Annotated in this window: 12 protein-coding genes; 6 read left to right on the plus strand and 6 right to left on the minus strand. The window is 74.4% G+C overall.

Features of this window, described 5'->3' with window-relative positions; all coding sequences use genetic code 11:
* Nucleotides 1-113: 113 nt before the first annotated feature.
* Nucleotides 114-2,276 carry a hypothetical protein gene (locus ACF1AK_RS10210; RefSeq protein WP_391498304.1) on the minus strand — a complete coding sequence of 721 codons (2,163 nt, stop codon included), beginning with the start codon at nucleotides 2,274-2,276 and terminating at the stop codon, nucleotides 114-116.
* A 236-nt stretch (nucleotides 2,277-2,512) separates the two neighbouring features.
* On the opposite strand from ACF1AK_RS10210, the gene ACF1AK_RS10215 reads away from it, so the two are divergent.
* The 3 genes from ACF1AK_RS10215 (at nucleotide 2,513) to ACF1AK_RS10225 (ending at nucleotide 6,298) form a co-directional block, all read left to right on the plus strand.
* Nucleotides 2,513-3,553 (plus strand): substrate-binding domain-containing protein, encoded by a 1,041-nt coding sequence (locus ACF1AK_RS10215; protein WP_391498305.1) that lies wholly within the window; start codon nucleotides 2,513-2,515, stop codon nucleotides 3,551-3,553.
* 157 nt (nucleotides 3,554-3,710) lie between these two features.
* Entirely contained in the window at nucleotides 3,711-5,231 is a 1,521-nt protein-coding gene (locus ACF1AK_RS10220) for a sugar ABC transporter ATP-binding protein (RefSeq protein WP_391498616.1), read from the plus strand.
* Nucleotides 5,228-6,298 (plus strand): ABC transporter permease, encoded by a 1,071-nt coding sequence (locus ACF1AK_RS10225; RefSeq protein WP_391498306.1) that lies wholly within the window; start codon nucleotides 5,228-5,230, stop codon nucleotides 6,296-6,298. The genes ACF1AK_RS10220 and ACF1AK_RS10225 overlap by 4 nt, the downstream gene beginning before the upstream one ends.
* 176 nt (nucleotides 6,299-6,474) lie before the next feature.
* On the opposite strand, the gene ACF1AK_RS10230 is transcribed toward ACF1AK_RS10225, so the two are convergent.
* From ACF1AK_RS10230 to ACF1AK_RS10240, 3 genes are all read right to left on the minus strand, one after another.
* A complete protein-coding gene (locus tag ACF1AK_RS10230; RefSeq protein WP_391498307.1) occupies nucleotides 6,475-8,076 on the minus strand; it encodes a caspase domain-containing protein in 1,602 nt (533 codons plus the stop codon).
* Complete coding sequence (locus ACF1AK_RS10235; RefSeq protein ID WP_391498308.1) at nucleotides 8,069-8,434, minus strand: hypothetical protein; 366 nt, start codon at nucleotides 8,432-8,434, stop codon at nucleotides 8,069-8,071. The genes ACF1AK_RS10230 and ACF1AK_RS10235 overlap by 8 nt, the downstream gene beginning before the upstream one ends.
* Nucleotides 8,435-8,553: 119 nt before the next feature.
* Entirely contained in the window at nucleotides 8,554-9,324 is a 771-nt protein-coding gene (locus ACF1AK_RS10240; RefSeq protein ID WP_391498618.1) for a DeoR/GlpR family DNA-binding transcription regulator, read from the minus strand.
* Nucleotides 9,325-9,525: 201 nt separating this feature from the next.
* Between ACF1AK_RS10240 and ACF1AK_RS10245 the strand changes: the two genes are divergently transcribed.
* Entirely contained in the window at nucleotides 9,526-10,119 is a 594-nt protein-coding gene (locus ACF1AK_RS10245) for a pyridoxamine 5'-phosphate oxidase family protein (protein WP_391498309.1), read from the plus strand.
* 160 nt (nucleotides 10,120-10,279) lie between these two features.
* Here ACF1AK_RS10245 and ACF1AK_RS10250 read toward each other — a convergent pair whose 3' ends face one another.
* Nucleotides 10,280-10,672, minus strand: coding sequence for a transglycosylase family protein (locus ACF1AK_RS10250; RefSeq protein WP_391498310.1), 393 nt, complete (start codon nucleotides 10,670-10,672; stop codon nucleotides 10,280-10,282).
* Nucleotides 10,673-11,263: 591 nt separating this feature from the next.
* Here ACF1AK_RS10250 and ACF1AK_RS10255 point away from each other — a divergent pair.
* Entirely contained in the window at nucleotides 11,264-11,677 is a 414-nt protein-coding gene (locus tag ACF1AK_RS10255) for a universal stress protein (RefSeq protein ID WP_391498619.1), read from the plus strand.
* Between the two features lie 118 nt (nucleotides 11,678-11,795).
* Here the strand turns inward: ACF1AK_RS10255 and ACF1AK_RS10260 are convergent, their stop codons facing one another.
* A complete protein-coding gene (locus ACF1AK_RS10260) occupies nucleotides 11,796-12,098 on the minus strand; it encodes a chaplin family protein (RefSeq protein ID WP_391498311.1) in 303 nt (100 codons plus the stop codon).
* Nucleotides 12,099-12,430: 332 nt separating this feature from the next.
* On the opposite strand from ACF1AK_RS10260, the gene ACF1AK_RS10265 reads away from it, so the two are divergent.
* Complete coding sequence (locus ACF1AK_RS10265) at nucleotides 12,431-12,718, plus strand: hypothetical protein (protein WP_391498312.1); 288 nt, start codon at nucleotides 12,431-12,433, stop codon at nucleotides 12,716-12,718.
* Nucleotides 12,719-12,804 lie beyond the last annotated feature (86 nt).

Consider the following 12,804-nt stretch of genomic DNA (forward strand, 5'->3'; position numbering starts at 1 on the left):
CGGGAACCGGAAGGGCGGCCGGGCCGGGGGAGTCGGCCCGGGATCGGAAGACGGAGGTGGGGGCGGGGGACGGGGCCGAAGGGCGACCCGGGGGCAGAGGCGGGGAGGGCCGGTCAGTTGAGCAGCGTCCAGGCCTGTCCCGCGGCGGCCGGGTCCGGCGTGCTCAGCACGACCGCCGACGTCGGCGCGGCCTGCGGGGCGCCCAGGACCAGCCCGGTCGCGACGTTGGTGATGGTCAGCGCACCGGTGGCGGTGTTCTGCAGCACCCGCCACTTCTGGTGCGGGCTGTTGGGGTCCCAGCGGTTGAGCACCCAGGCGGCCGAGCCGGTCCCGTTGCCGCCGGTCAGCGTGCCGTGGACCTGGGTGGGCGTGTCGCAGTTGTCGGTGATGTGCACGGTGCCGTCGGGGTTGGGGCTGAACGTCCACTGCTCCGAGGTGTGCCAGTCCCACCAGGTGTTGATGTCGGTGGTCGAGCCGTCCGGCGCGGCGCACATGCCCCGCACCTCCAGGGCCTGCCCGCCGGTGCCGCCCGCGGCGATGCCGTGGTAGCGGCCGTCGCCGACGACCGCGGCCGGGACGGTGGTGGGCAGCGCCCGGAGGCGGTAGAACGCGACGCCGTGCGCCGGCACCCACGAGCCGACGGCGCCGGTGAAGACGCCGGTGGCGCCGGTCCAGAGGTCCTTGACGGTGTAGCCGGGGCCGGTCAGCCCGAGGTCGGCGAGCGTGCTGGTGATGTACTGCCAGCCGGACGGGTCCTGGTTGACCAGCAGGACGGCGGTGTCGCCGTCGGCGAGTTGCCGCTTGAGGACGACCGGCGCGGTGGCGCTGCCGGGCGGGGCACCGACCAGGGTGGCCGGCTTGCCGAGGCGGTCCTGGTTCACCGCGATGACGTCCGCGTTCTTGTACATCGCCAGGGCGGTGTCGCTGACGCCGGTGCTCCAGGTGACGCCCCGGTCGGTGTGCCGGGAGTCGGCCGCGGTGCGCAGGTCGGCGCCGAGGATGAACGGGGAGGCCATCATCGCGACGATCGACATCTCGCTGCGCGCCTCGTCGTCGGTCATCGGCTTGTGGCAGAGGCAGGTGTCGGTGGTGCCGTAGACGCCGTAGGGGGACAGCCAGCCCGCGAACAGCATGTCCATGTCGTTCCAGCTGCCCGGTCGGACGTTGCCCGGGTAGGCCAGCGCGGTCCGCAGCTGGCCGTTGTAGAGCACGCCGTCCAGGTCGGGGCCGCGGTCGCCGCCGATCCGGCACAGGTTGGCGACCTGGCCGCACCACTTCCCGGTCGGCGCGTAGCCGGGCGCCTCGCGCTCGGGCGTGCCGGCGGCGACGACGACCGGGTCGGTGCGGGCCGGGTCGTCGGCGGCCAGCAGGTACGGGACGCCGGTGTGCACGGGCTGGGCGGAGACGCTCAGGGTGACCCGGGGCCGGTTCTGCGCGGCGGAGGCGGCGTCCAGCGCCCGGCGGAAGTCCTGGGCGCGGGCGTAGAGGGAGCGGGTGAGCTCCCGGCCGGTGCCCTGGGTGTAGTAGTCGTGGCCGTCGGGGCCGACGATCCTCGGCCCGTAGGGGCAGTCGTCGTACTTGACGTAGTCGACGCCCCAGGCCACGAAGTCGGCGGCGTCGGTGCCCTCGTGGCCCAGGCTGCCGGGGCGCCCCTGGCAGGTGGTGTAGGTGGTGGTGGCGTAGAGGCCGAACCTCATGCCCTTGCTGTGCGCGTACCAGGACAGGTAGGCGATGCCGTTGAGCGTGCGGCCGCCGACGGTGCGGGAGGGGAAGCGTGCCGGGTCGGGCACCAGGTGTCCGCTGGTGAGGTCGAGGCCGGTGCCGTCGGTGCCGCTGACGGGGTTGCGGTCGGCGTCGTAGAGCTGCATGGCGCCTTCGGCGGTCTTGGCGAAGTCGGCGCTCTGGCCGTCGCGGTGGCCCAGTGACCAGCCGTCGTCGACGGTGACGGTGTCGTAGCCGGCCGCGACCAGGCCGCGGGCGACCATGAAGTCGATGGTCTGGACGACCTGCTCCTGGGTGACGGCGGTGCCGAGGGTATTCCAGGAGTTCCAGCCCATGGGCGGGGTGAGGGCCTGTCCGTTCTCGACGGTGACGGCCGCGTTGACGGCTGCGCTGACGGCCGCGTCGACGGCCGTGGGGGCGGTCGTCGGGGCTGCCGTGGAGGTGGCCGCGGCGGGTGCGGCTGCGGGGCCGAGGGCGAGCGTGCCGAGGCCGGACGCGGCGAGGGACAGGGCGAGCAGGGTCCGGGACGCGAAACGGGGCGCGGTTCTGCGCATGAGCGCTCCAGGGGGCGCGGGTGGGGGCGCATGAGGTTCGCTGGTGAAGGGGAGCAGCGATGGTGCTTTCTGTCTCATTTTCAAACAGAAAGCAACGCAGCATAGTCACGATCGGAGCCGACACTCAAGAGGGCCTTTCGCAGTCAAGGGGCTTGACGACCCGTCAGGATCGAGTGTGATATTTCACATCGCGTTGAAATCTGTTCGATTCTGCTTGATGAGGAGTGGCCCCCTCCATGACCAGAAGCACCAGCCGCCGCGCCGCGGCAGGCTCCCTCCTGCTGGCGCTCGGCCTGACCGCGGCATGCTCCGACGGGCAGGAGACGACCACCGGCAACGCCTCGGTGGCGCCCGTCGGCGGCAAGATCTCGATCACCTACCTGCAGAAGCAGGGGGACCAGGAGTACTTCATCGGCGAGGCCGCCGGTGCCAGGGCCAAGGCCGCCGAACTCGGCGTCGACCTCAAGGTGGTGAACCTCGGCAACGACGCCAACAAGACCGTCAGCGAGGTCCAGGCGGCCGTCGCCCGCAAGGCCGGTGGCGTGATCGTCGTCGTCCCCGACCCGGCCGTCGGGCCGCAGGTCGTGCGTACCCTCCGGGACGCCGGGATCGCCCTGCTCACCTCCGACGACCAGGTCTGCGCGACCGGTCCGGACCCGGCCGCCTGCGCCAAGGCCGACCTGGTGCCCCGGATCGGCTTCAGCGGCGCCCAGATGGGTGCCGAGGTCGGCCGCCGCGCCGCCGAGGAGTACGCCAGGGCCGGCTGGACGGCGGCCGACACCCGGGTCCTGTCGGCCTGGAAGCAGGACGTCACCGTCTGCGGGGACCGCGTCAAGGCGGCCAAGGAGGCCTTCGACGCGGCCGCCCCCGGCGTGCGGAGCATCGACGTCGCCACCGACAACACCCCGACCGGCGCGCAGGACAAGGTCGCCGCGACCGTCACCGCCAACGCGGGCGTCAAGCACTGGGTGGTGTGGGGCTGCAACGACGAGAACGTGCACGGCGGCGTCACCGCGCTGCAGAACGCCGGCATCGGCGCGGACGACGTGATCGGCGTCGGCCTCGGGGCCTACCTCGCCTGCAAGGACTGGGGCGCGGGCAAGCCGACCGGGATGAGGGCCGCACTGTTCATCAACGGCAAGGAGGTCGGCGCGCTCGCCGTCCAGGCCATGTACGACAAGCTCAGGAGCGGCAAGGAGCTCCCGGCCGAGCTGTTCGCGCGCGCCACCATGGTCGACGCCGCCACCTGGCAGGGCGCGGGGGTCACCTGTGGCTGACCGGGCCGCCCAGGGACCGGCCGCCGAGGGGCCGGCCGCCCAGGGACCGGCCGCCGAGGGGCCGGCCGCCGGGGGACCTGTCGCCGAGGGCCCGGCCCCCCGGGACCCGGCCACCGAGAGGCCGCCCGCCCCCGAACCGCCGGCCGGCACCGGCGTCCTGGCCGTCACCAAGTCCTTCGGCGCCGTCCGGGCCCTGAGCGGCGTCACCCTCGACTTCCCCCGCGGCACGGTCACCGCGCTGATGGGCGAGAACGGCGCCGGCAAGTCCACCCTGCTGAAGGTCCTCACCGGTGACCACCGGCCCACCGAGGGCCGCGTCCTGCTCGACGGCCGCCCCGTCGACCTACGCTCCCCGGCACAGGCCCGCGCCCTCGGCATCCGTCTCGTCCCGCAGGAACCCGAGATCGTCCCGCACGTCCCGGTCGCCGAGAACGTCTACGCCGGCGCCCTCCCCACCCGCCGGGGCCGCCGGCTGGACCGCGCCGCCCTGCGCGCCCGGATCACCGCGGACCTGGACCGGCTCGGCTTCACCGGCCTGCTCGACCCCGACCTCCCCGGCTCCCGGCTCACCGCCGCCCAGCGCCAACTCGTCGAGATCATGCGGGCGCTGACCGGCGAGGCCAAGCTGATCGCCTTCGACGAGCCCACCTCCTCGCTGTCCGAGCACGAGGCCGACACCCTCTTCGCACTCATCGGCCGGCTGCGCGCCCAGGGCATCGCGGTCGTCTACGTCTCGCACCGGATGCGGGAGATCCTCCGGCTCGCCGACCGGATCGCCGTCCTGCGCGACGGCGAACTGGCCGGGGTCCAGGACGCGCGCGACACCACCGAGGGCGAGCTCGTGCGGCAGATGGTCGGCCGCGACCTCTCCGCCCTGGCGCTGCGCGCGGAGGCCGCCACCGACCGCGTCGTGCTGCGGGCCCGGGGCCTCACCACCGACCACGTCCGCGACGTCGACCTCACCGTCCGGGCGGGGGAGGTGGTCGGTCTGGCCGGACTGATCGGCGCCGGGCGCTCGGAGCTCGCCCTCGCGCTCGCCGGGGACCTGCCGGTGCGCTCCGGCACCGTCACCCTCGACGGGCAGCCGCTGCCCGCCGGCAGCCCCGGCCGGGTGATCCGGGCCGGCCTCGGCCTCGCCCCCGAGGAGCGCCGCACCCAGGCCCTCTTCCTGGAACGCTCGATCCGCGACAACACCTCCATCGCCGTCCTGGAGCGGCTGCGCCGCGGGCGCTTCGTGCGGCGCGCGGCCGAACGCGACCTGGTCCGCGCCCACACCGGGCGGCTGCGGGTCCGCGCCCCGTCGATCGAGCACGAGGTCGGCAAGCTCTCCGGCGGCAACCAGCAGAAGGTGGTGCTCGCCCGCTGGCTGGCCCGCCGGCCCAAGCTGCTGATCCTCGACGAACCGACCCGCGGCATCGACGTCGGCGCCAAGGCCGAGATCCACCGGATCATCTCCGACCTGGCCGAGGAGGGGGTCGCCCTGCTGGTCATCTCCTCCGAGCTGCCCGAGCTGCTGAGCCTGGCCGACCGGATCGTCGTCCTGCAGAACGGACGGGTCACCGGCGAACTCGACCGCGCCGACGCCACCGAGGAGGCCGTCCTGCAGCTCGCCATGGCCGACGACATCACCGCGGCCGGTGCCACCGCCCGCCCGACCACCCCGGGAGCACCCTCATGAGCAGCGCCACCACCCCGCCCGCCGTCGGCCGGCCCGGTCCCGGCGGGGCCGCCGGCGGGGGCGGCACCGGCCGCACGCCGCGCGGGGGCGGCCGCCCGCTCGCCCTGCTCACCGGCATCGGCGGCCAGAACCTCAGCCTGCTCGGTGCCCTCGCGCTCGTCCTCACCGTCTTCGGCCTGCTCGACGACCACTACCTCGGCTGGACGAACATCCGGGTGATCGCCGAGGCCGCCACCATCACCGGCCTGCTCGCCGTCGTCCAGACGGTGGTGATCATCTGCGGCGGCCTGGACATCTCGGTCGGGTCGCAGGCCGGTCTGGCCTCCGTGGTCAGCGCCATGGCGTTCACCTCGGCCGGGTCGAACGCCCTCCTCGGGACGGCCGCCGCGGTCGCCGTCGGCGTCCTCGTCGGTACCGTCAACGGCCTCGTCATCGTCCGGGGCCGGGTCAACGCGACCATCGCGACCCTGGCCGGCCTCGCCGCCTACAAGGGCATCGCCCAACTCCTCTCGGACGGACGGGCGCAGGGCTACGTCCTCGGCGACCCGGTGTTCGTCTTCCTCGGGCGCGGCCGGATCGCCGGACTGCCGGTGATGGTCTGGATCCTGATCCTCGTCGCGCTCGCCGTGCACGTCCTGCTCACCTCCACCGACCTCGGCCGCAACCTCTACGCGATCGGCGGCAACGACACCGCCGCCCGGCTGGCCGGCATCGCGATCAACAAGTACCTGGTCGCCGTCTACGCCCTCATCGGCGCGGTCGCCGCGGTCGCCGGCATCCTGCTCACCGCCCGCACCGGCTCCGGCCAGCCGGTCTCCGGCAGCGAGGGCCTGGAGCTCAAGGCGATCACTGCCGCCGCCCTCGGCGGCTGCGCCCTCAAGGGCGGCCGGGGCGGCATCGGCGGCACCCTGCTGGCCGTCGCGCTGCTCGGCGCCCTGGAGAACGGGCTCACCGTCCAGGGGGTCAACGCCTTCTGGCAGAACGTCGCCCAGGGCTCGCTCCTGGTGGTCGCGGTGGTCGTCCAGCAGTCCCGCTCCGGCGACCGCGCGATCGGCCTGCCGGGCTGAGGCGTGCCGTGCGGACCGGGCCGGTGAACGGACCCGGGCCGGGCCGGTAGACGGGACCGGGCCGGGCCGGTAGACGGGACCGGGCCGGGCCGGTGAACGGGGCCGGGCCGGGCCGGTAGACGGGACCGGGTGGGTGGACCCTCCGCCCGCCCGCTCGCCCGTCCGCGGCCCGCCCGTCAGGAGAGCGTGGCGGCGAGCAGGGCGACGTTGCCGCCGCCGTACTCGTGGGCCATGGTGAGCCGGACGTCGAGGAGCTGGGCCACGTCGCCCGGGCGGTAGCCGAGGGTGTAGACGAGGTAGTAGTTCGCGTTGAGCCGGTCCGGCTCGATGTCGGCGTAGTCGGTGAAGGAGACGAGGTCACTGCCCCGGAAGGTGACGGTGCAGCGCAGGGCGGCCTGGTGGTACCCGGCGTACAGGCGCAGCGTCCGGATGCCCGTGCCGCCGGGCACCAGCAGCTGGAAGCCCGCGCCGGGCCCGCCCTGGTAGACGGCGGACCGGGCGCCGCGGGCGGCGGCGTACGGGGTTCCGTCGTGCCAGGCGAAGGAGACGGGCTGCCCGGCGTCGTGGATCCGGACGGCGGGATCGGTGCCGAGGGTGGCGAAGTTCCCGATCAGGAAGGTGTCGGTGCGGCGCACGACGCAGTACGGGTTGTCGGTGCACCGGGCGACGGGGTTCTGCGGGAAGCGTTCGGCGGCGGTGTCGTCGGACGGCAGGTAGCCCCACTGCGCCCAGTCCAGGGTGCCCTCGGCGGAGAGGTCCACGTCGGCGGCGGTGATCGAGGTGCGCGAGCCGGACAGCGTGGCGACCAGCACGGTGTCCGTGCGGCCCCCCGGGTCGTCCGGGAGCCGCAGGTAGACCGTGGTGGCGACGAGCGTCGCCGCCACCAGGGCCGCGAGCCGCCGCAGCCGGGTGCGGAGCCGTCGCCGCGGCACCGGGGCGGCGGGCGTCGTGGGCGGGGCGGGCGGCGCCGTCGCGGCGGCGTTGCGGGCGAAGACGAACTCGCCCGCGGAGCCGCTCATGATGCCGGTCGGCGAGGGCTTCCCGGCGCGCAGCAGCCGCTCCCGCAGCAGCCGCAGGAGCAGGTCCACGGTCAGCACCTCGGGCCCGCCCGCGACCCCCTCCTCGACGATCTCGGCCAGGCAGCGGGTGAACACGGTGTGCGGGCGCCCGTCCGCGGACCGCTCCTCGAACCGCGCGCTCTCGTAGGGCCCGGCGGCGCCGATCAGCGCGCCGCCCGGCGTGCGGGCGAGGCCGATGAGGTGGTCGCCGGGGGACAGCCGTCCGTCGGGGGAGACGGCGAGTCCGGCGTGGCAGCAGTCCAGGAGCACGATCGTGGTGGTGGCGCGGCTCGCCCGGAGCGCGTGGCGGACGGCGGAGTACGGGAGGCTGGTGGTGGCCCGCCGGTCCGCGTCGTCCCGGGTGCCGGGCAGCGCCAGGCACAGTTCGTCCCGGTCGTCCGCCTGGCCGTGTCCGACGTAGTAGAACAGGGCCGTGTCGTCGGCCCCCTGGAACAGCTCGACCAGCCGGTCGGGCAGGTTGACCCCCGAGGGCACGTCCGCCAGCACCGCCACCCGGTCCTCCGGCCAGCCGCACAGCTCGCCGGTGAGCAGCCGGCGCATCCGGTCGAGGCTGTGCGCGGCGGCCGGGACCGGACGCAGGTGCTGGTAGCCGGCGGTGCCGACGAGGACGGCCATCGAGCGCGAGTGGTCGCGGACCGGGCGTGCGGCCGGCCCGCCGACCGGCCCTGCGACGGGCTCGCCGGTCGGACGTTCACTCACCGAGCAGGCGCTCCAGGAGCGGCATGACCTCGTCGACGTTCTCCGCGTGCAGGGTGATGGTGCGCCCGTCGCGGACGATCTCCACCCGGAGGCCGGAGCGGCGCGAGCGGATGAAGTCGGGGAGCACCCGGATCGCCGCGACGATGCCCGAGGCGCCGCCCAGGACCGTCAGCACGTCCAGGACGCCCTGCTCGCCGGGCCCGGGGACGCCGGGCCGCCGCGCGACCTCGACCCCCGTCGGGCCGTGGGTCAGCCACCTCTCCAGTGCGGAGAGCTGGGAGGGATCCGAGAGCACGATGTCGATGCTCCCGGGCACCGCCCCGCCATGCTCGGACGTCGCGGACGATTCGGAACTCATGGCACCCCCCACGGCCGGCGCCCCCGCCGGACAGCCGACAGTGTGGCAGAACCCCGCCCCTCGGGGAGCGGTGTTCGTCGCGAAATCCCCGCCCGGACAAGGGTCGTGCCCGCCCGGTCTCAGTCCTCCGGGACCGGTGCCACGACCAGCTCCCCGACGGTCTCGGCCAGGGTGGTGCGGGCCTGGGCGTCGAGACCCGCGTCGGTGACGAAGACGTCGATCTCGTCGAGCGCGGCGAACCCGCTGAGCGCGACCACGCCCCACTTGGTGTGGTCGGCCACCACGGCGACCCGGCGCGCGGCGGCGATCAGCGCCCGGTTGGTCTGCGCCTCCGCGAGGTTGGGCGTGGTCAGACCGGCCCTCTCGCCGACCCCGTGCGCCCCGAGGACCAGCAGGTCGACGTGGAGCGAGCGGATCGCCTGGTCGGCCAGCGGGCCGACCAGCGCCGCCGACGGGGTGGGCGAGCCACCGGTCAGCAGCAGCGTGGGTGCGCCCGCGGCCGTCTGCTCGCCCGTCGAACGGACCAGCTCCGCGACCGGCAGCGAGTTGGTGACGACGGTCAGGCGCGGGACGTGCAGCAGCCGGGCGGCGACCGCGTACGCCGTGGTGCCCGCGGCGACGGCGACCACGCTGCCGGGCTCGACCAGGGTGGCCGCGGCCTCCGCCACGGCGGCCTTGGCGGCCGACTCCAGCGCCGACTTCGCCTCGAACCCCGGTTCGTCGACGGCCGTGCCCGAGGCGGAGACGGCGCCGCCGTGCACCTTCTTCACCACGCCCGAGCGCTCCAGGGCATCGAGGTCGCGGCGCACCGTCATGTCGGAGACGCCCAGCTGCTCGACCAGTTCGGCCACGCGCACGGCTCCGCTGCGGCGCACCATCTCGGCGATCATCGCCTGCCGCTGATGGGCCAGCAGCCCGCTGTCGGCCAAGGCCCCCACTCCCTCACACTGGTCCGCCCCCGAGGACCGGGCGGTCCGCGAGTCCGTCAAGGATACTGGCCGGTCGCACGCGGCCGGCCGCCGAGGCGCGGTGGCCGTCCCGGATGCTGGAAACCGATTTCCGGCCGGGTCGCCCGAAGGCACAATCACCCCATGGGAAAGACCTACGAGAAGATCGACGACCGCCTGCGCGCGTTCATCGAGGCCCAGCCCGTCTTCTTCGTCGCGACCGCACCGCTCGCCGCCGACGGGCACGTCAACGTCTCGCCCAAGGGCCGTTCCGGGACGCTCGCCGTCCTCGGCGAACGGACCCTCGCCTACCTGGACTTCGGCGGCTCGGGGGCGGAGACGGTGGCCCACGTGCGGGAGAACGGGCGGATCACCCTGATGTGGTGCGCCTTCGAGGGGCCGCCGAAGATCCTGCGGGTGCACGGGCAGGGGGCGGCGGTGTTTCGGGACGACCCGCGCTTCCCCGCGCTGCTCGCCCGCTTCGACCCGGCCGTGGACGGGCCCTCGCTGCGGGCGATCGTCCTGGTGGAGGCGGAGCGGGTCAGCGACTCCTGCGGATTCGCGGTCCCGCTGATGGACTACCGCGAGGACCGGGGCCTGCACGCGGAGTACTTCGGGCGGAAGACGGAGGAGGAGTTCAGCAGGTACTGCGAGGGCAAGGAGCGCGTGGCCACCAGCCTCGACGGCCTGCCGGCGATCCCGCTGCCGCTCCCCGCCCGCCCCGGGCCCCTCGGCTGAGCGGGCGCGACGTCCGCACCGAACGCGACGTCCGCGCCCGGTGCCCGCGCACAACGCGCCCGCACCACGCACGACGCCGCTGGACTCCGACCGGCCCTTCGGGGCCCGGCCGGGTGCAGCGGCGTCGTCGTGCTGCCCCCGGGAAAGGGGCGGAGCGGTCTTACTTGGTCAGACCGGCCTTGACGGAGCAGACCGGCCAGGCGCCGGGGCCCTGCGCGGCGAGGACCTTCTCGCCGATGGCGATCTGCTGCGCCTTGGTGGCCTGGTGGGCCTGCGGCGCGTAGGCGGTGCCACCGAAGGCGGCCCAGGTGCTGGAGGTGAACTGCAGGCCGCCGTAGAAGCCGTTGCCCGAGTTGATGGCCCAGTTGCCGGTGGCCTCGCACGCCGCGACCTTGTCCCACACGGAGACCGGGGCGGCGGAGGCACCGTTGGCCGCGACGAGGCCGGCCACCGGCAGGGCGGTGAGCGCCCCGGCCATCAGCGCCATCCGGACGCGGTTGCGACGCTTGGTGGCGGTGGTGGTGGCAGCGGTGGTCTCGTTACGGAAGGTCATGGGTTTCCTTTCGGAGAGGGTGTGCGAGCGCGCGGAACCAGGCCCTCGGAAGGCCGTCGGTTTCGGGGACACGTCGCTCGCGTGGTTCGGCACCGTGCTCGCTCCTGGGCGGTGAGGCCCTGGTGAGCGGCTTGCTCGGTGCAACGCATTCGAAGTTACGGGGGCTGGGGGGCGGTTTCAAGGAATCGCAGGTTTAGCCACGTCAGAGCGGGGTTACCGGGCGTAAGGATCAAGAAAATGGGTGGATTTGAAGGTAAATGTCCCGATTTTCAAGATCAAACCTCCCGGGAAAGTGGCCTGGGCCACGTCCGGGGCCCTGTGAGGCCGCGCACACGGTCGACGGGGGGTGACGGTCGCTCGCCGCGTCGTGCACGATTCCGGCCCTCCGGCGGACCGTCGTCCGCGGTCCGGGTGGCCCGGGCCACAGGCCTCACCCGTCGTGCCCCCTGCCGTCACCCACCGTGTCCGGCATAGCCTCGGCGCATGAGCAACGAGAGCGATGCGGAGCGGGACGAGGCGGCCTTCGACGCCGCGGAGCCGGGTGCGGCGGTCGCCCCGGCCGGGTTCGAGCTGGGCACCGACGGCCCCAGGATGATCCTCGCGGGCCTGGACGGCTCGGACTCCTCCTGGCGCGCCACGGCCTTCGCGGCCGGGCTGGCCCGGCGGCAGGGCGCCACCCTGGCGATCGCCTACATCCAGCCGGTGCTGGGCGCGGCCACCGCCCTGGCCGGCGCGGCCGTCGAGGAGACCACCCGGGAGATCGCCGAGGAACTGCTCATCGCCCTCCGCGAGGCCGAGGACCGGCTGCGCGACGTGTGGCGGGTGGACTGGCGGTTCCTGACCGTGCGCGGCGACCCGTACACGGGGCTGGCGCGGCTGGCGGACGAGCTGCGGGCCGACGGCGTGGTGGTCGGCGCCTCCGAGCAGGCCGGACACCGGGTGATCGGCTCGGTCGCGGTGCGACTGGTCAAGGCGGGCCGCTGGCCGGTCACGGTGGTCCCGTAGCGGCCGGGCGGGGGCGGCGGTACGAGGAGAGGGCTGCGGCCCCGGGGGTTCCCGGGACCGCAGCCCTCGTGCGGTGCGGAGGGGGCGCCGGCGCACGGCGCCGGCGCGCGGGCGTCGGTCAGAGGATCGAGAGACCGTTGCCGCAGACGTTGATCGGGATGCTGATCGGGATCTGGATCTGGTTGCCGGACAGCACGCCCGGCGAGTTGGCCACCACGCCGCTCGCGTAGGCGCCGCCCTCGTTGATACAGGTGGTGCCACCGCCCTGGAGGGACGTGGGGGACTGGTGCGCGGGGGCGTGGTGCCCGGGAGCGTGGTGCTCGGGCTCGTCGCAGTCGCCCGCGAAGGCGGGGCCGGCGGACAGGACGGCCAGCGCGGCGCTGAGACCGGCGGCGAGCAGGTACTTCCTGGTGTTGGTCATGTCGAAGGAATAGCCAGCCGACACGCTGAGGACGACACGATCCGACCACAGGACCACCCGATCGCAGTCGGATCCGCACACCGATGCAGGAACGCCGCCACCCGCGCGGCGCACCCGCCTGGCGCAATCGCCCCCGTCCGCCTCCGGCCGTCCGCCTCCACCCGCCCGCGCCCACCCGCCCCGCCGTCCCGGCCGGGATCCGGGCCACGAACAGGACCCCGGCCCCGTGCGGCCGGGACCGCCGCCCCCCGACCCTCGATGCACGGCGGACGGCCGGGACCGCGTCACCCCGGTCCCGGCCGCCGCCACCACCGCACGAACGGGAGACCCGCATGTACGCACACTGGGGCACCTTCACCAAGGACGACACCCTCTCCGACTGCCTCGGCCTGGCCCGGAGCGCGCTCCTGCGCCAGGGCTTCCAGATCTGGGACGGCGCGGCCGACGGCGACTACCAGGTGATCGGCGGCACCGCCGACGTCATCGCGACCGTCGTCTGCGTCCCGCAGTCCGGGAACACCTGGCTGAGCGTCAGCGCCTACTCCACCGACTCGGCGCTCGCCGAACGCACCCGCAACGAGGTGCGGTCGTTCATCGTCGAATCGGTCCGCATCGACTGAGCGGGCGGCCGGTGGCGGCGCACGCACCGCGGGCCCCGGGCCGGCGGACCCGGCCCGGGGCCCCGCACGGACCCGGCGATAGGGTG

This window comes from Kitasatospora sp. NPDC015120, from assembly GCF_043080305.1.
GTDB lineage: Bacteria > Actinomycetota > Actinomycetes > Streptomycetales > Streptomycetaceae > Kitasatospora.